Annotated in this window: 7 protein-coding genes and 3 pseudogenes; 3 read left to right on the plus strand and 7 right to left on the minus strand. The window is 62.9% G+C overall.

The genetic code is table 11. The features are described 5' to 3' along the window. Positions 1 to 16: 16 nt before the first annotated feature. A complete protein-coding gene (locus tag JFT80_RS04940; protein WP_201147120.1) occupies positions 17 to 1108 on the minus strand; it encodes a DUF1615 domain-containing protein in 1092 nt (363 codons plus the stop codon). Between the two features lie 291 nt (positions 1109 to 1399). On the opposite strand from JFT80_RS04940, the gene JFT80_RS04945 reads away from it, so the two are divergent. Beyond that, a complete protein-coding gene (locus tag JFT80_RS04945; RefSeq protein ID WP_201147121.1) occupies positions 1400 to 2935 on the plus strand; it encodes an FAD-dependent oxidoreductase in 1536 nt (511 codons plus the stop codon). A 62-nt stretch (positions 2936 to 2997) separates the two neighbouring features. On the opposite strand, the gene hemB is transcribed toward JFT80_RS04945, so the two are convergent. The 3 genes from hemB to JFT80_RS04960 all read right to left on the minus strand — a co-directional run bounded on the left by hemB (position 2998) and on the right by JFT80_RS04960 (position 5682). After that, positions 2998 to 3972, minus strand: a complete 975-nt coding sequence (hemB, locus tag JFT80_RS04950; protein ID WP_201147122.1) for a porphobilinogen synthase — start codon at positions 3970 to 3972, stop codon at positions 2998 to 3000. 141 nt (positions 3973 to 4113) lie between these two features. After that, on the minus strand, positions 4114 to 4956 hold the full coding sequence (locus JFT80_RS04955) for a PhzF family phenazine biosynthesis protein (protein WP_201147123.1): 843 nt from the start codon (positions 4954 to 4956) through the stop codon (positions 4114 to 4116). 27 nt (positions 4957 to 4983) lie between these two features. Beyond that, a complete protein-coding gene (locus tag JFT80_RS04960; protein ID WP_201147124.1) occupies positions 4984 to 5682 on the minus strand; it encodes a glutathione binding-like protein in 699 nt (232 codons plus the stop codon). 362 nt (positions 5683 to 6044) lie between these two features. On the opposite strand from JFT80_RS04960, the gene JFT80_RS04965 reads away from it, so the two are divergent. Both JFT80_RS04965 and JFT80_RS04970 read left to right on the plus strand, forming a co-directional pair. Next, positions 6045 to 6719, plus strand: a complete 675-nt coding sequence (locus tag JFT80_RS04965; RefSeq protein WP_201147125.1) for a histidine phosphatase family protein — start codon at positions 6045 to 6047, stop codon at positions 6717 to 6719. Positions 6720 to 6786: 67 nt separating this feature from the next. Continuing rightward, a pseudogene (locus JFT80_RS04970) lies at positions 6787 to 7841 on the plus strand (permease). Between the two features lie 38 nt (positions 7842 to 7879). Here the strand turns inward: JFT80_RS04970 and mnmH are convergent. From mnmH to JFT80_RS24750, 3 genes and pseudogenes are all read right to left on the minus strand, one after another. Next, the gene (gene mnmH, locus JFT80_RS04975; protein ID WP_122839383.1) at positions 7880 to 8983 is read right to left on the minus strand and encodes a tRNA 2-selenouridine(34) synthase MnmH; all 1104 of its coding nucleotides are present in this window, start codon (positions 8981 to 8983) and stop codon (positions 7880 to 7882) included. Beyond that, positions 8983 to 10016 (minus strand): annotated as a pseudogene (gene selD / locus JFT80_RS04980) (selenide, water dikinase SelD). The gene mnmH and the pseudogene selD overlap by 1 nt, the downstream one beginning before the upstream one ends. Positions 10017 to 10198: 182 nt before the next feature. Then, positions 10199 to 20617, minus strand: a pseudogene (locus JFT80_RS24750) (autotransporter-associated beta strand repeat-containing protein). Positions 20618 to 20985: the final 368 nt, after the last annotated feature.

Genomic DNA, 20985 nt, shown 5'->3' on the forward strand with positions numbered 1-20985 from the left:
AGAGGCCTGGGCCCGCTCAGCGGGCTCGGGCCATGCAGCGTTTGTAACGCTCATCCACCCGTTTGGCGAACCAGGCCGTGGTCAGTTTGCGGGTGATTTTCGGGCTTTGCAGGACGATCCCCGGCAACACCGCACGCGGCAATGACTTGCCTTCGGCCTTCTCCGCCAACTCGAATACCCGTTGATAGAGTTTGGTCTCTTCGAATTCCAGGGTTTTGCCTTTGTCCAGTTGATCGCGAATGGTCGGATTGCGCATGCCCAACGACTTGCCAAGGGTGCGCACCGCCAGTTCCGTGCTGCCAGGCATGATCGAATCGTAACGAATCAAATCGCCATCCAGCGCCAGCGGGATGCCCGAGGCACGGCTGACGGCATTCTGGAATGCGGCATTGCGACTGGCGTACCAGCCGGCGTTGAAATCGGCGAAGCGGTACAGGGGTTGTTCGTAACTCACCGGGTAGCCGAGCAAATGCGCGATGCCGAAATACATGCCGCCGCGACGGCTGAACACTTCGTGGCGGATCGTGCCGTCCACCGGGTACGGGTAACCCTTGGCGTGCTGCTCGGCGAAATCGATGCTGACCTGCATCGGCCCACCGGTATGCACCGGGTTAAATCCGCCGAACAGCGTCTGCCCCATTGGCACCATGCCGATGAAATCATCGAAGATCGCGCTCAGTTCCTTTTCACTGCGCGCGGCATTGAGCCGGGTGCTGTAGCTCTTGCCGTTAGGCGATTTGACCTGCAGCGCGCCACTGACCAGCAGGCGGGGGATATGCACCTTGGCGGCCCGGCGGTCGATCTCTTCACGGGCGATCTTGCCCAGCCCGGGCACTGGCGGGTCCACTTGGAACGTCGACTCCTGCTCGGTGACGGCGAGCACCGAGCAGAGGTTTTGCGTACTCGGATAAATGCCCTGCGCGGCGAATGCGGCATAGATGTCCGTGGCCCAGCCCTGGCGATCGGCTGTTTTGGCCGGCAACAGACGCACCAGTTCAGCCTTGACCTCTGCGGGCTTGCGCGCAGGCGGTTCCGGTGTCCTTTGCGTGGCGCAACCGGCGAGTACCAGTAGCGCGGTGACGCTTGTGATCAATCGATTGGCTTGCATGGTGTTCCATCAGATTCTTCGGGACGGTTAACCATACGATCAATGGCATGGCGCAGGCTATGACTCTTGCCGCCGCTAGCTGTTCCCCCGACTAAACCGGGTGCGATTTGCGCGGGATCTGCATGCAATCCGGGTAGGAGCTGCCGAGAGAAACGAGGCTGCGATCTTTTGATCGGAACGCCGTCCCCAGCAGGCATGCTTTTACCAGAGGGCTTTTTCCGTTGGGCAGGCCGTCTGGACGCGGTTTCGGGCTGGACCATACTTGAGCAACACGGCGAGGAGACCAGCCCCATGAATCGAAGCGATGTGCTGATTGTCGGCGCCGGCCCCACTGGACTGGTACTGGCGCTGTGGTTGAGCAAACTGGGGATTCGGGTGCGGATCATCGACAAGAGCTCGGCGCCCGGCACGACCTCCCGGGCGTTGGCGGTGCAGGCGCGCACCCTTGAACTGTATCGCCAGCTCGACCTCGCCGACACCGTGGTGCAGAACGGTCATCGCGTTGCCGCGGCGAATTTCTGGGTCAAGGGCGGGCCTGTCGCGCGCTTGCCCCTGACGGCCGTCGGCGAAGGCCTCACGCCCTACTCTTTCCTGGAAATATATCCCCAGGACCAGCACGAGCGACTATTGATCACCCGCCTCGAAGCCTTTGGAATCAAGGTTGAACGCAGTACCGAACTTGAAAGTTTCGAGGAAACCGGCGACGGCGTCAGCGCGCAATTGCGCTTGCCGGACGGCCAGCAGGAAATTTGCCAGGCGTGTTACCTGGCCGGGTGTGATGGCGCCCGATCGATCGTGCGCAAGGCCCTCGATACCGACTTTCCCGGCGGCACCTACCAGCAGATTTTCTACGTGGCCGATGTGCATGCCAGCGGCGAGGCCCTCAATGGCGAATTGCACGTGGACCTGGATGAGGCCGACTTCCTTGCGGTGTTTCCCATGGCCGAGCAAGGTCGCGCGCGTCTGATCGGCACAGTGCGCGGTGAGCGCGCCGAACAGTCGGAAAACCTGAGGTTCGAGGATGTCAGCAATCACGCGATCCAGAACATGAACGTGCAGATCGAGCAGGTGAACTGGTTCTCGACCTACCGCGTGCATCACCGGGTGGCGGATCACTTTCGCACCGGTCGCGCGTTTCTGCTGGGGGACGCCGCCCACGTCCACAGTCCGGTCGGCGGCCAGGGCATGAACACCGGGATCGGCGACGCCATCAACCTGGCGTGGAAACTCGCCGCCGTGTTGAGTGGCGGTGCCGAAGCGCGGTTGCTCGACAGTTATGAACCGGAACGCATCGCTTTTGCCCGCAAACTGGTCGCCACTACCGACCGGGTATTCAGTTTGGTCACCGCCCAGGGCCCCATGGCCGACCTGCTGCGCACCCGCCTGGCGCCGTTGCTCATTCCGAGAATGGCCGCGTTCGAAACATCCCGCGAATTTCTGTTTCGCACGGTTTCGCAGATCACTCTGAATTACCGGGCGATGGCATTAAGTGCAGGCGTGGCCGGGCATGTCCATGGAGGGGATCGACTGCCTTGGGCGCACGATGGCGAAGGCGACAATTATGAATCGCTCAAGCAACCGGTCTGGCAGGTGCATGTGTATGGCGACACCAGCGACGAAATGATCGCCTGGTGCGTGGAGCATCACCTGCCGTTGCAGGTATTTGCCTGGCGGCCTGCGTTCGAAGCGGCCGGCCTGGGACGTAACGGGTTCTACCTGTTACGACCGGATACCTATGTGGCGATCGCCGAGAACAGCTCGGATCCGAAGGTGATCGAACGCTATTTCCGTGATCACGGGATTCGTACGTTTTTCACCAACCCCTGACACCCTACACAACAAACATGTGGCAGCGGGCTTGCCCGCTGCCACAGGCAGGTTGCTGTTGGTTAGATCCCGGCCAGCGCCAGGTCCATCGCGAAGTAGGTGAAAATCAGATCGGCACCGGCGCGTTTGATCGCCCCCAGGCTTTCGCGGACCACCCGGTCTTCGTCAATGGCCCCGGCCTGGGCGCCGAACTTGATCATCGCGTATTCGCCGCTGACCTGGTACGCCGCCAGCGGCAGGCGCGAGGCCTCGCGGATGTCGCGGATGATGTCCAGGTACGCGCCGGCCGGCTTGACCATCAGCGCATCCGCGCCTTCCTGCTCGTCCAGCAAAGACTCGCGCACCGCTTCGCGGCGGTTCATCGGGTTCATCTGGTAGCTCTTTCGATCGCCCTTGAGGGCACTGCCACCGGCTTCACGAAACGGGCCGTAAAGCGCCGAAGCGAACTTGGTCGAATAGGCCATGATCGGCGTGTGGGTGAAACCGGCGGCATCCAGTGCCCGGCGAATTGCCTGGACCTGCCCGTCCATCGCCGCCGAAGGAGCGATCACATCGGCACCGGCCTGGGCTGCAGCAACGGCCTGCCGGCCGAGGTTGACCAGGGTCTGATCGTTGTCGACTTCATGGTTGTGCATGACCCCGCAGTGGCCATGGTCGGTGTATTCGCAGAAGCAGGTGTCGGACATCACGATCATGTCCGGCACTGCATCCTTGGCGATGCGCGACATGCGAGACACCAGCCCGTTTTCGTTCCAGGTATCGCTGCCGTTGCTGTCCAGGTGATGCGATACGCCGAAGGTCATCACCGACTTGATGCCGGCACGGGCGTAACGCTCGATCTCGCCGGCCAGTTTGCGCTCGGGAATACGCATCACGCCGGGCATGCTCTTGATCGGCACGAAGTCATCGATTTCTTCCTCGACGAAAATCGGCAGCACCAGATCGTTCAGGCTGAATTCGGTTTCCTGGAACAGGCTGCGCAGGCTCGCATTGCGGCGCAGACGGCGGGGACGTGCTTCGGGGAACTGACTGGACATGGGGCCTTTCCTGAAAAAACGGCAGATGAGACGAAAGTCGTAGGGGGCGAAGCTTATGCCTTGTGCGGCGTACCGCACAAACGCTTGTTGACCAAGAGTGCGTTACCGGTCGGGCAATAATCACCAGACGGCACGGTCGGTCTAGAGGGTCAAAGTGCCGCTGATGCAGGTCACCACGGGGCCACCAACCCAGATTTCGTCGCCCACCTGCTCGACCTGGATTCGCCCGGCGCGACCCATGGTCACACCCTGGCTGACCACATAGCTCGGCGGTGCCAGCCCTTCCATGAGTAGCCACTGCGCCAGCCCGGCATTCAGGCTGCCGGTGGCCGGATCTTCAGGCATGCCGTCGCCGCTGATAAATGCACGCACTTCGAACTGCGCGGCATCGCCATCGCGTGCCGGCTGCCAGGGCGCAACGACCCCGACCGCGAGGCCGAGCATTTGCGCATGGTCGGGCTGCAGGTCCAGCACCTGCTGGCGATCAGCCAGCATCACCGCCAGCCAGCCGGCGCCATTATCGACCCACTGACTGCGCAGGATCGCACCGCGCTCCAGGCCCAATCCCAGGCGCACCCGTTCTACAATCCCGGCATCCACCGGCCCGGTCCTGATCAGCGGCGGCGCCAGGAAGGCCAGCTCCGCGCCCTGGCGACGAATGCGCACCAGCCCGACTCCGCACTCCTGAATCACCTCCTCGGCCATGGGCACGCCGCCGGCTTCCAGCCAGGCATGACAAGTCCCCAGGGTCGGATGACCGGCGAATGGCAGCTCCTTGAGCGTGGTGAAGATCCGCACCCGGTAGTCGGCCCGCGGGTCACGGGGCTGGAGGATGAAGGTGGTCTCGCTGAGGTTGGTCCAGGCGGCAAACGCCGCCATCCGCTCGTCGCTCAGTTCATCAGCGCCGAACACCACCGCCAGCGGATTGCCTTTGAGCGGGCTGCGGCTGAACACATCTACCTGCTTGAAATCGAATGAATGCATGGCCTTTCCCTGGTCTTGTTGAATGGACTACTTCGGAATTTCCAGCCCGCGCATGACTGCCGGCCGCGCCAGGAAGCGCTCAAGCACCCGCGTCACGTTCTTGAAGTCGTTGATGCCCACCAGGTCGCCCGCTTCATAGAAGCCGATCAGGTTGCGCACCCAGGGGAACGTGGCGATGTCGGCAATGGTGTAGCGCTCGCCCATGATCCAGTCCCGCCCTTGCAGCCGGGTATCGAGCACCTTGAGCAGGCGCTTGCTTTCGTCCACATAGCGACCGAGTGGGCGTTTATCCTCGTAGTCCTTGCCGGCGAATTTATTGAAGAAGCCGAGCTGGCCAAACATCGGCCCGATGCCACCCATCTGGAACATCAGCCACTGGATCGTCTCGTAACGCGCCGTCGATTCCTGAGCCAGTAACTGCCCGCTCTTGTCGGCGAGGTAGATCAGAATCGCCCCGGACTCGAACAGCGCCAAGGGTTGATCGGCCGGACCATGCGGATCGAGAATCGCCGGGATCTTGTTGTTCGGGTTTAGCGACAGAAACGCCGGGGACAACTGATCGTTGCTGTCGAAAGCGACCTTGTGCGGCTCGTACGGCAGGCCGATCTCTTCGAGCATGATCGAGACTTTGACGCCGTTGGGGGTCGGCAAGGAGTAGAGCTGAATCCAGTCAGGGTACTGCGCCGGCCATTTCTGGGTGATCGGGAACGCGGACAGATCGGTCATGGGAAGCATCCAGTCACAAATTGAACCCCGATATTAATGTAGGAGCTGCCGCAGGCTGCGAACTTTTGATCTTGAGCCTGATTTTTCAAGGTTGCTGAACATCAAGCGCAAAAGATCGCAGCCTCCGGCAGCTGCGACGACAAGTTGTAACATCCTGTCGGTAACTTTTCCTACATCCGAGAAAGCATCCCGGTAGAGTGCGGCGCACCTCTCGGGATCGAACCAAATGGGCTTCAGGCACTCTGATCCTTGCCCCTTCGGAAACGGACCGGCTCAACGACAGGGAAAACACCCGGTGCTGGGAGCCAGTGGTGTAAAGGTTTGTCAGCCTTAATCGAACTTGCTGAAGAACCCCTTATTCCATGACGAACCTGATAAGTTTCGCCAAACGTTTCAAACACCGCGCCTACGTGGTCCTGCCCTCCCTGCTGGCGGTCAGCGCGGTCTTTCTGTCACTCGAATCCAGCGAGAGCCGCGCGCAGCCGGTCGATGGCACGCAGACGCTGGTGTTCCTGCGCCACGCCGAAAAGCCCGAGGGCGGTCTGGGTCAGCTCAATTGTCAGGGCCTGAATCGCGCCATCGACCTGTCGACAGTACTGCCGGAGAGATTCGGCAAAGCCGATTACGTATTCGCCGCCAACCCGACGCGCAATGTCGAGGAAGGTGAGTTGGACAACTCCTACAGCTACATTCGCCCGCTGATGACCATCAGCCCGGCAGCGATCAAGCTCGGTTTGCCGGTGAACATCGAGTTTTCAGCCAACGACACCAGCGATCTGGCCCGTGAGTTGCTCGCCGACAAGTACCACAACTCGACGATTTACACCGCGTGGTCCCATGGTTACCTGCCGGAACTGATCAACAAAGTCGCGGACAAAGCGGTCGGCGGCAAGCAGCACATTACCGATGACTGGTCGGGTGACGATTTTGATTCGCTCTACGTGCTGACCCTGACCTGGCACAACGGCAAGGCCAGCCTGCAGAGCCATAGCTACAAGCAGGGGCTGGATAACGGTCGCGAGACCTGCCCAACGTAAGTGTCTGCGCCGGGAGGAGGAGCTGGGCTATCATGAACCCTTTCCTTCTTGCCCCCGGAACCTCCCCATGTCACTCTCATCCACAGCTGCCCCCTCCAGGGGCTGGTCGTTCTGGTGGAAACCTGCGCTCTTCGTCCTGGTCGCCTGTATCGGCCTGTATTACGTCAAATGGTCGCCCTACTACGCCAAGGCTTTCCTGGCCGCTGACAACCACAGCATCGGCGCCTCCATCCTCAACGACGCCCAGACCGCTCCCTGGCCGCTGCACTGACCTATGCCAAGGTGTATTTCCTGGCGATCTGGAAAGCTGCAGTGCTGGCAGTGATTCTCGGCTCGTTGCTGCAGGTATTGATCCCCCGCGACTGGCTGCTGCGCCTGTTCGGCCGCGCCGGTTTTGCCTCGACCTTGCGCGGCGGCCTGTTCGCCCTGCCGGGCATGATGTGTTCATGCTGCGCGGCACCGGTGGCGGCCAGCATGCGTCGCTCCAATGTGTCGGTCGGCGCCGCGCTGGCGTTCTGGATCGGCAATCCGGTGCTCAACCCGGCCACGCTGGTGTTCATGGGCTTCGTGCTGGGCTGGGGCTTTACGGCGCTGCGCCTGGTGGCGGGTATCGTGCTGGTGTTTGGCGTGTCCTGGGTGGCACAGCGCATGTCCGGCCCTCAGGTGCTGCCTGAAGCGGCTGTGGAAGCAGTGAGTGAAGCGAGCACGGTGGATGTGCAACCGTTCCTGGTGCGCTGGGGCCGCACGCTCTGGCAACTGTTCTGGAGCACCATCCCGATTTACATCCTGGCAGTGCTGGTGCTCGGCGCAGTGCGGGTCTGGGTGTTTCCGCACATCGATGGCGCCATGGCCAACAGCCTGATGTGGCTGGTGCCGCTGGCGATCATCGGCACTTTGTTCGTGATTCCAACAGCAGCGGAAATCCCCATCGTGCAAACCATGATGACCCTCGGCATGGGCACTGCCCCCGCCGTCGCGCTGCTGATGACCCTGCCGAGCATCAGCCTGCCGTCGCTGCTGATGCTGCGCAAGGATTTCGATGCGAGGGTGCTGGTGAGTGTGGCGCTGATGACCATGGGGATTGGTGTGGTCAGCGGGTTGATCGGGGCGGCTTTGCTGTAGATTCTGTGGCGCCCGTTAGGGCGCCAGCACAGGCAACATCACCCCCGCTGAACAGCACGCTCGAGCAGATACTCGAGCACCGCGTCCCGCTCCCCGGCAAACTCGATTCGCGCGCCCTTTTTCTCGCGCTGGAACGCATACATCGGGTCGTAATACTCGCTCAACAAGCCCTCGATCCATGCCCGATGCAGGTCCACCGAGCCGGTGCGCGCCTGCTGTTCCAGGGCATCCTCCATCAACAGCAGCATGCGCCGGTGCCGTTCGCCACCCAAGCGTTTTTGCACATTATTGAGGCTTTCCAGCAACCGCTCGGAGAACAGCGCAAACCCGCCATCACCATGCACAGTGATGAATTCGGCGCACAGGTCTACCACGTAATCGCGCAGGATCCGCTCGACCCGCCCTTGCAGGCTGTCTTCCAGCCAGACCATCGGATACTGCTGCATGCCCTGGAACAACGGCAGCGGCAAGGCGCAACTGCCGACCGTGCGGCTCTCGTCTTCCAATACGAAGCGCTCGATGCCGACCGCACGTTTTTTCAGGATGTCCACGGCCAGGCGGTTTTCAAAATCGATGTTGGAGGGCTGGTCAGTGGCGCGTTTGCCAAAACTGGAGCCGCGGTGATTGGCATGGCCTTCAAGGTCCAGACCGTTGCTCAACTGCGTGAGCACCTCGGTCTTGCCGGTACCGGTCATGCCGCCCAGCAACACGAAATCACACTGGGTCACTGCCTGGTCGACCGTGTCCAGCAGGAACGAGCGCATGGCCTTGTAGCCGCCACCGACTCGTGGGTACTCGATGCCTGCCTCGTCCTTGAGCCACTGCTGCACAAGCTGCGAGCGCAAGCCACCGCGAAAACAGTACAGATAACCTTCAGGATGAGCCCGGGCAAAATCGGCCCAGGCCTGGATACGTTCGGCCTTGATCGCACCGGACACCAGTTGGTGCCCGAGGGTGATCGCTGCCTCCTGCCCGTGCTGCTTGTAGCAGGTGCCGATGCGCTGGCGCTCGTGGTCATTCATCAGCGGCAGGTTGACCACGCCGGGAAACGAGCCCTTGGCGAATTCCACCGGTGCACGAGCATCGAGCATGGGTCGGTCGTTGAGGAAAATGGCGCGGTAGTCGGTGCAGTCGATTGGCATCAGAACACCTCGACCGCGTGGCTCTGTCGCTCAACCAACTCACCGATGGGCTCAAGGGTCAGTCCCAGTTCGGCGGCCACGCTCAGAAACTGCGGGTTGCCTGCCGGAGTGACCGCTATCAGCAGGCCGCCGCTGGTTTGCGGGTCGCACAGCACACGCTTGTGCAGTTCCTGCAGACGTCCCAGTTTGCTGGCATAGCTGTCGAAATTGCGCAGGGTGCCGCCTGGGACACAACCCTGCTCAAGGTAATACTCAACACCGGCCAGGCGCGGCACGCGGTCGTACTCGATACGCGCGGTCGAGTGGCTGCCGCCGGCCATTTCCACCAGGTGCCCGAGCAGGCCGAACCCGGTGACGTCGGTCATCGCGGTCACGCCCTCAAGCTTGCCGAAACGGCTGCCGGGCTTGTTCAGGGTGCACATCCAGTCCCGGGCCAGGCCGATATCGACGTGGCGCAACTTGCCCTTTTTCTCGGCGGTGGTGAGGATGCCGATCCCCAGGGGTTTGGTGAGGTACAACAGGCATCCGGCGGTCGCGGTGTCGTTGCGTTTCATGTGGCGTTTTTCCACCAGACCGGTCACGGCCAGGCCGAAAATCGGTTCGGGCGCGTCGATGGAGTGCCCGCCGGCCAAGGGAATGCCTGCTTCATCACAGATCGAGCGACCGCCACGAATCACTTCGCGCGCGACTTCCGGCGCCAGCACATTGACCGGCCAGCCGAGGATCGCAATCGCCATCAACGGATCACCGCCCATTGCGTAGATATCGCTGATCGCGTTGGTCGCCGCAATGCGGCCGAAGTCGTACGGGTCATCGACGATCGGCATGAAAAAGTCAGTGGTCGAAACCACGCCGCGCTCGGCATCGATCTCGTACACCGCCGCATCATCGCGCGAGGCGTTGCCGACCCACAGTTTCGGGTCCAGGTTCTGCGCCCCGCTGCCTGCCAGGATCACTTCCAGCACCTGGGGGAAATCTTGCAGCCGCATCCTGCACCGTGGCTGTATTGGGTCAGACGAATCGGCTCGCTCATGGGGGGCACCTTGTGTAGTCAGGTCGACAATCGTACAGCATGCGCGCGGCCATGTAGGGCCGGCTTGCCGACGATCGCAGTACCCCGGTGTATCAGTGGCACCGCCACCGCAGGCAAGCCGGCTCCTGCAAAATCAAAAAAAAACCGCCCTTGCGGGCGGCTGAAAGTGCTTCGACCCTAAATCAGAAGCCCAGGCTGAAGCTGATGGTCATCGCATGGTCATTGCTGTCTTTCGACAGTTGCCCCGAGTAACCGACCCCGAGCTTGCCGGTCGGGCTGATCTGGAAGTCCACACCTGCTTCGACCAGCGCGCTGTCCTTGGCAATCGGCACACCCTGGGTGTGGAACGAGGCGCCGCCGTCGATAAAGGTCAGGTCGGCGTCAGGCTTGGTGTCGCCGAAGGCATGCCGCCAGCCGATGGCCGCGCGCGGGGTGAATTGCCCGCCGTTGGCCAAGGTGATGACTTTGCCGGCGCGCACGCCCAGGGTCGAGAAGGTGATGTCCTGATCGGCCTCGGCCTCCAGGCGCCCTACCCCACCTTTTTCCTTGGCCTTGTCGGAGTCGTAGTTGACGTACGAGAGGCCGGCAAACGGTTCCAGGGCAATGCCGGCGGCATCGATTGTGTAACCGACTTCGCCGAACACCTGGGCGCTGCGAGCATCGTAGTTGGCTTCAAGCCGGTCGTTGTAGGCACCAACGCTGACGTCGCGCTTGGTCTCTATGTCATGCCAGCTGTAAGCCGCGCCCAGGCGCACGGCCAGCGCGTCGAAATGCGAGTTGAGGTAGGCCGCCAAGTGGTAGCTTTCGACCGTGGCATCGGAACGACGCTCGTGGGCGTCGAGGTCGCTACGCGTGTAGCCGGCGGCCATACCGGCGCGCCATTGCGCGTCGATCTGCTTATCGGTGCCGAGCATAAAGCCACTGAGGTTGCGATCGAGTTTGGCGCTGTTGCTGTCGCCATCCATTTCGCCCCAGGCGCCGAGCGCGCGCATCCAACCGACCATTTCACCGTGGCAGCCGCCGCTGCTCAGGCGGTTTTCGCTCGGTGCCAGCGCCCGGGCTGGATCATCCGGGCCACTGCAGGAAGGTTGGCGCATACGGTCATTGACCGCGTCGCGGATGTAGCGCGAGTCCTCGATAATAGCGCTGGCGGTGCTGGCGTGAATTTCCCCGGACAGGCTGTCAAAGGCGTTACGGGCACCGGCAGTGCTCAGGTTGACGATCTCGTTCTGCAGTAACGCACCGGCCACACCATTGCGCTCCAGGGCCGAGGCTGTGCCGCGCTGGTTACCGGTGGCCGCTACCTCGGCGAAGGAGGTCTGGTTGCGGCTGACCGTCCGGTCGACTGCGTTGGCGCCATAGACCAGGGACGTATCAAGAAACACCTGCTCCGGCAGATCAGTGGTGCTGAACGTACCGTCGACCCCGCCACCGGCCGTGATCAGCGAGTAACGGGTGTCACCGGTGAACGGTATCAGACTATTCACCACCAGGCCTCCGCCCAGGTTGGCCGTCCCGCCGACCACCAGCGCAGTGGCGGTCGGCGAAGTGATGGTCAACGCGAGCAGGCCGTCGGCCGCGTTAGTAAAGTTGCCCGCGACGCTCAGGTTGCCCGCGCTGGCACCGGACTGCACCACACCATGGTTGACCAGCGAACCGACGCTGCCGTTACCGCTCAGGCCTGCACTGTTGGCCACTGTGACCTGGCCACCGAGGGTGCCCGGGGTCTGCCGGTCGCCGACCTGCAGAACACCTTGCTCCACTCCCACAGTGCCACTGAAAGGCTGGTTACCGGTCAGCAGCAGCACGCCGGCGCCCTGTTTGACCAGGTCGCCGGTGCCACTGAGCACTCCGTTAAAACGACCGTCGGTGCTCTGGGCAAACAGCAACCGCGCGTTGTTCAGAATGTTGCCTTGGAGGCTGGCCGTGTTGCCCACCAACGTACCGCCGCTGATAGTCGTGCCGCCGCTGTAGGTATTGGCACCGCTCAAGACCAGGACTCCGGAGTCGAGCTTCTCGATCCCGCCGGCTCCCACCAGCGGCGTGGAGATTTGCGTGGTGACCCCGGCATTGACCCGCACCGGTGCCAGGCTGCCATCTGCGCCATTGACCGGCGTGAGGCTGCCGCCTGCGCCAGGTACCAGGCTGTAGCCGGGATCAAGAAACTGCAGGCCAGTGAAGCCCTGGTTCCCGGCCACCGTGACAGTCCCGCCCTGGCCGCCGAACACCGCAAACTGATTGGTAGACGCCTGGCTCGCAGTGCCATCGACATCAGTCCAGTTGGTGCCGGAGCCCCAGGTGCCGCTGCCGCCGACGATACTGCCATCGGCGTTGGTCTTGTCGCCGTTCCAGAACTGCACCTCGCCCGCAGCGGATTGCACCAGCAGGTTGATCTGGTTGGCCAGCGCGGTTTGCAGGGTCAAGGCCGCCGGCAGCACGCCACCGGCAGGCTGCCATAAACCAGACCGTTGTCGGTCAGGCTGCCGCCGTAGCGGAACAGTTGATAGACGCCGGTGCCGAAGCCCCCGGCATTGGCTACATTGAGCGTGCCATCGAGGGTCAGGTCGCGGGCAACGTTGACTACGGTGGTGGCGCTGCTGGCCGCACCGAGACTGAAGTCCAGATCGGTACCCGCGGTCAGCACCAGCGCACCCACCGACAACGGCGCCGCACTGCCGCCACCAGCCAGGGTCGAGCCGTCGGCCATCTGCACCACTGCGCCGATTTGCCCGCTACCGGCCAGGGTTGCGCCGCTTGCGACTGTCAGTTCGGCACTGTCGAGGCTGCCATCGACCCGCAATGCGCCGGCCTGCACCTCGGTATTGCCGGTAAAGCCGTTGCTGCCGGTCAGGAGCAATTGCCCGGCCCCCGTCTTGGTCAGCGTGCCGCTGCCGGTAAGGTTGCCGGTGAAGCTGCCGTCAGTGTTCTGTTCGAAGGTCAGCGTGGCGTTGTTGACGATCGCCCCTTGCAGGCTGCCGGTATCGCCGCGAGTGCCGCCAGCGTTGAGGGTGGTGCCGCCGGTGTAGGTGTTGGCGCCGCTGAGCAACAACTCGCCGTTGCCGTTTTTCACCAGGCTGCCATTGCCGGCGATCACTCCGCTGAGGGTGGTGTCCTGGGCCCCGGCCAGGGTCAGTTGGCCGTCGAGGTTGATGGCATTCATCAGCTGCAGAGCCGCGCTGCTGTCCAGGGTACCGTTGCCGGTTGCGGTCAGGGCGCCTGTACCGATAGCGCTATTGTTGCCAAGGATCAGCGAGCCGCCGTTGAGCCCGGTTCCGCCACTGTAGCTGTTGTTGCCATTGAGAGTCAGGGCAGCGGCGCCTGTCTTGAGCAGGCTGCCGGAACCGCTGATCGCGCCATCCAGAGTCAGGGCATTGGCGCCGGCAACGGTAAGGCCACCGTTGAGCAGCACGGCGTTGCCGAGGCTGATTGCAGAGTTGCTGTCCAGCGTAGTGCCGTTGGCTGCGATCAACACGCCGCTGCCGAGTGCCAGGTCATTACCCACCACAAGCTTGCCGCCGTTGAGTGCGGTGCCGCCGGTGTAGCCGTTCGCAGCGTTGAGCACCAGGGTGCCGGCGTCGTATTTGCCGAGGGTGCCGGCACCGTTGAGGGCAACATCGAGCGTCGCGGTAGCGTTCGGGTCGACGCGCACCGTCGAGTTGCCAAGGGCGCCATTGACCAGCAGTAACTCCCCTGCACCGCCGTCCGCCAGCGTGTAGCCGTCAGTCGCGAATTGCAGGCCGGTGACGCTTTGCGGGCCAGTGACAGCGACGTTACCCGCCGCTCCCTGGAACACCGCGAAGCTGCCGGCCCACCCCAGATTGAGGGTGCCGTTGACGTCGGTCCAGTTGGTGGTGCCGGTGCCCCAGGTGCCGCTGCCGCCATCCACCGACCCGTTGGCGATCAGTTGATTGCCGTCCCAGAATTGCACGGTGACGCCCGGTGCGGTGACCAGCAGGTTGATCTGGTTGGCCAGCGCGGTTTGCAGGGTCAGGTCGCCGGGGGTGACGCTGCCCGGAACGCTGCCGACCAGCAGACCGTTGTCGGTCAGGCCACCGGTGTAGTTGATGAGGCGATACACGCCGCTGCCGAAGCCGCCGATGTCACTGACGTTGAGCGTACCGTCGAGCGTCAGGTCGCCACCCACATTGACCAGCGCGTTGCCGCCGCCAGACACCGGAACACCGAGCCCGACGTCCAGGTTCGAGTTGCCGGCCAGCACCAGCGAGCCTAACGACAAGGTGCTGCCGGTCGCTGCGCCCAGGTGACCACCATCGGCAACATTCACCGCGCCTGCGAGGCTGCCACTGCCTGAGAGGGTAGCGCCGCTGTTGACCAGCACATTGCCGCTCGCCAGCGAACCACTAACATCCAGGGTGCCGGCGTTGATACGGGTATCGCCAGTCAGGCTGTTGCTGCCTGCAAGACTAAGGGTGCCGCTGCCCAGCTTGTCGAGCATGCCAGTACCGGTGAGCGCTCCAGCAAAGGTGCTGCTGCTGTTACTGGCGCCGATGCTCAGCATATTGCCGGCCCCAACCAGCGCCGTGCCGTTGCCGCCAAGGCTGGCCAGGCTGGCAGATGCCCCCAGGTTCAGTTGGCTGCCCGCCGCCAGATTGACCGCCGCATTGGTGCCCAGCGCCGTGCCACTGAGGGTGCTCAAGCTGCCAGCCAGTACATCGAAAGTGCCGCTGAAGGTATTGTTGCCAACCAGCGTCAGGTCAGCCAGACCACTCTTGATCAGCGAACCGGAGCCGGCGACGATACCGGCCAGCGTCAGGTTATTGTTGCCCGCTACTTCAAGGCCAGCGTTGAGATTGAGGTTATTGGCCAGCACCAGCGCTGCACTGTTATCGAGTGTAGAAGCGCCCGCGACGGTCAGCGCGCCGCCGCCCAATGCCGCGCCGTTGCCAAGGGTCAGGGTGCCGGCATTCAACGTGGTGCCGCCCTGCCAGGTGTTGACGCCGTTGAGGGTCAGGTTGGCGGCGCCGTCCTTGATCAGGGCGCCTGTGCCACTGAGCATGCCACCGAGGGTCAGGTTGTTACTGCCGGCAGCGGTGAGGTTGGCGTTCAGCACCACGTTGTTGCCCACGCCCAGAGCCGCATTGCTATCCAGGGATGAAGCGCCACCCACGGTCAGGTTACCCAGCCCCAATGCCGCAGCATTGCCCAGGGTCAGGGAGCCGCTGTCCAAGGTGGTGCCGCCGAGGAAATTGTTCGCCCCAGTGAGGGTGAGGTTGCCCGCACCGTTTTTGCTCAGGCTGCCGGCGCCGTTGATCGACCCCGCCAGAGTCAGATTGGCAGTGCCGGCGATGCCGAGATTGCCCGCCAGATTGACCGCGTTGTTGACGCTCACGCCAGTGGCAGCCTCCAGGAGAGTGCCATTGGCGGCATTCAGGGTGCCGGAGCCCAGCGCCGAATTCGAGGCCAGGATCAAGCCGCCAGCGTTCAGTGCGATCGGGCCGATAAAGTTGTTATTGCCCGCCAGGGTCAGGTTGGCCGCGCCGTTCTTGATCAGGCCACCGACTCCGCCAATGGCCCCATTGAGTGCCAGGGCGTTGCTGCCGTTAATGCTCAGGTTGCCATTGAGGCTGACCGCGTTGCCCAGTGCCACCGCTGTGTTGCTGTCCAGCGAGGTGCCCGCAGCGGTCGTGAGCAGACCGCTGCCCAGCGCCGTATTGCTGCCGACGATCAGTGTGCCGCCGCTAAGTTCGGTGCCGCCGGTGTAGCTGTTGGCGCCATTGAGCACCAGGGTGCCGCTGTCGAGTTTGGCCAGAAGGCCCGCACCGTTGATGCCCACGTCGACAGTGGCCGTGGCGCCAGGATCGACGCGGATCGGCGTGTTACCGCCCGTGCCGTTGACGGCGGTCAGTTGCCCCGCCGCACCGGTCAGCAGGTTGTAGCCGTCCGTAACGAACTGCATGCCGTTGAAGGTTTGTGTACCGTTCACGGTCACGTTGCCCGCCGTGCCTTGGAACACTGCGAAGTCGCTGGCCCAGGTCTGGTTCAGCAGACCATTGACCGAGGTCCAGTTGGTACTCCCGGCGTTCCAGGTGCCGGTGCCGCCGTCCACGACGCCATTGGCAATGGTCTGGCTGCCATCCCAGAAGCGGATGTCCAGGTTCGGTGCCGAGACCAGCAGGTTGATCTGGTTGCCCACGGCAGTTTGCACCGCCAGGTCGGCAAGGCTGAAGCCGACCGGAATTGCGCCGACATCCAGGCCAAGGTCGACCAGGCTGCCGGTGTAATTGATCAGGCGATAAACCCCGACACCAAAGCCGCCGGCATCGGCGACGTTGAGTGTGCCGTCCAGGGTCAGGTTGCCGCCGACGTTGAGCAAGGACGTAGTGGACGGCGCGCCGAGTGCCACATCCAGGTTGGCGCCGCTGGCCAGTGCCAGTGCGCCTACGGACAGGGTATTGCCGCTGCTCAGGTTCAAATGACCGTTATTCAACACGTTCAAGGTGCTCAGCAGCGAACCGGTGCCGGTCAGGATCGCGCCGTTGCTCACATTGATATTGCCGCTGCCCAACGAGCCGCTGACATCCAGCGTGCCGCCGCTGACCAGCGTGTCGCCGGTATAGCCATTGATACCGGTCAGGTTCAGGGTGCCGGTGCCGACCTTGGTCAAGCCACCCGCGCCGCCGAGACTGCCATCAAAGGTGCTCGTGGTGTTGACGCCGCCCACCGCCAGGGTGCTGCCCGCACCGATGTCCACGCTGCCGCTGCCGGTGAGGCCGGCCAGACTGGCATCGCTGCCCAGGTTCAGGCTCGCGCCTGCGCTGATGTTGGCGCCCGAGGTATTGCCTAATGCGCCGCTGCCGAGCGTGGTAATACTGCCAGACAGGATATTCAACGCACCGGTGAAGGTGTTGTTACCACTAAGGGTCAGGTCGGCCAGGCCGTTTTTGTTCAGGTTAGCGGCGCCGCTGATCACGCCGCCAAGGTTGAGGTCGTTGTTACCGGCGATGCCCAGGTCAGCATTCAGCGCTATCGCGTTGCCGAGGGTGAAGGCCGCACTGTTATCAAGCGAAGAAGCGCCGCCCACGGTCAACGCCCCGGCGCCTAGTGCAGCGGCATTGCCCAGGGTCAAGCTGCCGGCGTTGAGCGTGGTGCCGCCCTGAAAGGTGTTGAGGCCATTGAGGGTCAGGTTGGCCGCGCCGTTCTTGATCAGCGCACTGGTGCCGCTGACAACGCCACCCAGGGTCAGGCTCTGGGTACCGCCGACCGTGAGGCCAGCGTTCAGGGCGATGGCGTTACCCAGACTCACCAGGGGTGAATTGCTGTCCAGGACAGCCGCACCGCTGACGGTCAAGCCACCCAGGCCTAATGCGCCACTGTTGCCGACGGTCAGCTTGCCCGCGTTCAAATTGGTGCCGCCGAGGTAGCCGTTACTGCCATTGAGCGTCAGGTTGGCTGCGCCGTTTTTCACCAGGCTGCCGGCACCATTCACCAACCCCGCCAGGGTGAGGTCGGCGCTGCCGCCGACGTTCAGCGCACCCGCCAGGTTCACCTGGTTGAGCAGGCTGACTGCGGTATTGGCATCAAGTGTGGTATTGGCGCCGGCGTTCAATGCGCCGCTACCCAGCGCCGAACTGGAACCGACAATCAACTTGCCGGCGTTGAGTACGGTGTTGCCCAGATAGTTGCTGCTACCGTTGAGGGTCAGGTCGGCGGCGCCATTCTTGATCAGCCCGCCAATGCCATTGACGGCGCCGTTGAGGGTCAGCGCATTACTGCCACTGAGGGTCAGGTTACCGCCGAGGTTGACGTTGTTGGCCAGGGTGGCTGCAGTGTTTGCATCGAGCGAAGTACCGCCAACCGCATTTAACGCGCCGGTACCCAGCGCGGTGTTGGAGCCCACGATCAGCGACCCGGCGTTCAGCGCCGTGGTGCCGGTGTAGGTGTTCGCGCCCGTGAGTATCAGGCTGGAGGCACCGGTCTTGATCAGGCCGCCGGCGCCAACGATGACGCCGCCAAGGGTCAGCGCATTGGCGCCGCCAACGCTCAGGTTGGCATTGAGGTTGATGGCATTGTTCAGGCTCAGGGCAGAACTGCCATTAAGTGCACTGGCGCCGCCCACGGTCAAGGCACCGGCGCCCAACGCTGCAGCATTGCCGACGGTCAGAGTGCCCGCGTTGAGGGTGGTGCCGCCCAGGTAGGTATTAACGCCGTTGAGGGTAAGGTTGCTGGCGCCAGTCTTGATCAGCTGGTTGGCACCGCTGACTACGCCATCCAGGGTCAGGGCATTGCTGCCACCAACGGTCAGCGCGGCGTTCAGGGTGACGTTATTGGCCAGGACAACAGCGGCGCTGCTGTCCAGGGTTGATCCGCCCGCAACCGTCAGCGCACCGCTGCCCAGGGCGCTGGCGTTGCCCACGCTCAGGCCGCCAGCGTTCAAGGTGGTGCCGCCAATGAAAGAGTTGGCACCGTTGAGCGTCAGTGTTGAGGCGCCGTTTTTGTCAGGCCGCCGCTGCCGCTCACAGTGGCGCCGAGGGTCAGGTTGGCGCTGCCTCCGATGTTCAAGTTACCTGTGGTGGTCAGCGCGTTGTTCACCACCACCGCCGTGCTGGCGTCCAGCGTGGTCCCCGCCGCAGTAGTCAGGTTGCCCAGGCCCAATGCGCTATTGGAACCCAGCACCAGCGTGCCGGCATTAAGCGTGGTATTACCTGCGTAGCCGTTGTTGCCGCTGAGCGTCAGCGCGGCACTGCCATTCTTGATCAACCCACCGGCACCGTTGATAACGCCACCCAGGCCGATTGCCTGGGTGCCACCGATGGACAGGTCGCCGCCCAGATTGATGGCGTTGGCCAGGCTCACTGCGGTGCTGGCATCGAGGAGGTGCCTGCCGTCCGTGTTCAGCGCGCCGCTGCCCAATGCCGTGTTGGAGGCGAGGATCAAACCACCGGCGTTCAGCGCAGTGGGACCGAGATAGGTATTGGAGCCGGTCAGGGTCAGGTCGAAAGACCATTCTTGATCAATCCACTACTGCCGGAAATCACCCCGTTGAGCACCAGGGCGTTGCTGCCAACAGTGGTCAGGTTGCCGTTGAGTGCGATGGCGTTGTTCAGGGTTGCACCGGTGGTGCTGTTGAGGCTTGCCGCAGCATTGACATTCAGGGCCCCGCTGCCCAGGGCATTGTTATTGCCCAGGCTCAGGGTGCCGGCGTTCAGATCGGTACTGCCGGTATAGCCGCTGTTGTTACCGGTCAGGGCCAGGGTGCCACTGCCGTTTTTCGAGATGCCACCGGCACCGCTGATTATTCCGGCCAGGGTCAGGCTACCTGTGCCGGAAGTACCCACGGCGCTGTTGAGCACCAGCGTGTTATTCAACGTGATGGTGCCTGGCGCCTGCAACACGGTGGATCCGCCGACCGTCACCGTGCCGCTGCCGAATGCCTGGTTATTGCCCAGTTGCACCGAACCGCCATTGAGGGTCGTGCCGCCCAGATAGGTATTGGCCCCGTTGAGAACCAACTGTGCTGTACCGTTCTTGGTCAGGCCGCCACTGCCGGAAATCACCCCGCCGAGGGTCACAGCGTTAGTACCCAGCACTTGCAAGCCGCCAGCGCCCAGGGAGATGAGGTTGCTCAGGGTCAAACCACCGGAGCTGGCCTGCAACCCGCCGCCGTTGGACGTGAGCACTCCACTGCCAAAAGTGCCACTATTGTTGAATTGGGCGATGCCGCCATTGAGGGTGGTGCTGCCGGTGACCAAGGGTCCCTGCAACGTCCAGGTGCCACTGTTGACCGTCAGGTTGTTGAAATTCACATAGTTGGCGCTGGAAGCCGTGCCTATACCTGAGGTACCGCCACCCACGCCGATGGGGTTTTGCAGCACCAGCGAGTTGATGCCCCCGGCCCCACCGTCGATTTGGCCGGTCGGTGCAAAGGTCAGGTTGACGCCGATCAACCCACCCAGGGCCAGGCCAATGCCGCCACCGTTGGAAATGGTCGATCCAGTGATGGCGGTGAAGGTATTGGTGCTGCCAGCCCCCATCGAAACGCCACCGCTGATGGTGCCGGAATTGACGAACGTGTTGCCGTTGGCGGACGACTCAAACGCCATCCGCCCGTTGATCGTGCCCGCGTTGATTACATTGACCTGGGACCCGCCACGAACCGCCACCACCGGACTGTCGGCCGACAACAACGCGAGGTTCAACAGGGCCGTCGAGCCGATCGTGCCGTTGTTGACGATATTGGTGCTGCCACCAGCGCTGTTGCTCAGGTTCAGCGCCATGCCATTCAAACTGGCCAGGTTCACGCCAAGCAAGTCGCCCGTCCCACGAATGATGCCCGTGGCGGCGTTGGTGATGTTGACCACCGACGCACCGGCATTACCGATGACGGCCCCGGCACTGAGCACCGTCACGGCGCCCAGCAAGGCAGGATCAATCAGCCCCGCGTTGTTGAGCGTGATGTTGTTGCCCGTCAGGTTGAGCACCTGCCCGCCCAGCGTCGCGTTCAACTGGGCGGCAGAGCCTACGTTGACGGTCAGGTCGTTTACTGCACTGGAAAAGTTGTTCAGGAACAGTGGCAGCGATGGCACCCCGGAGCAGGTAACCGTCCCGCCCGCCGTCGGGTTGCCCGGCGTGCAAGCCGCCATCGCAGGCGAACTGGCAAAGCCGACCGCGACGCCAACCACTCCAAGACGCACAGCCAGAAATAGGGGAGACACACGAAAAATCGGGGCGATGAGGGATCTGATGTCCACGGGCAGTTCCTTGCGTGGTTGTTCCTTTCTTCCTTGAAGGGCGTGCTGCGTTGGCCATAGTGGCCAGGAATCCTTCAACACGCAGATCAAGACTGCGACGGCGTGTGCCGTATCACTCCTGCAACACCGTAGTAGACAAGCGTGCGGAGGGTAAACCTGCCCGGTGGGTTAATTAGCATTAATACTTTTGTGCATCGACCGCCAGGATGCGGTATCACGGGTGAGGGTATTCCGCAGGGGGTTGGGTGTCAGTTTCAGGC

Origin of the sequence: Pseudomonas sp. TH10, assembly GCF_016651255.1 — a bacterium.
Lineage (GTDB): Bacteria > Pseudomonadota > Gammaproteobacteria > Pseudomonadales > Pseudomonadaceae > Aquipseudomonas.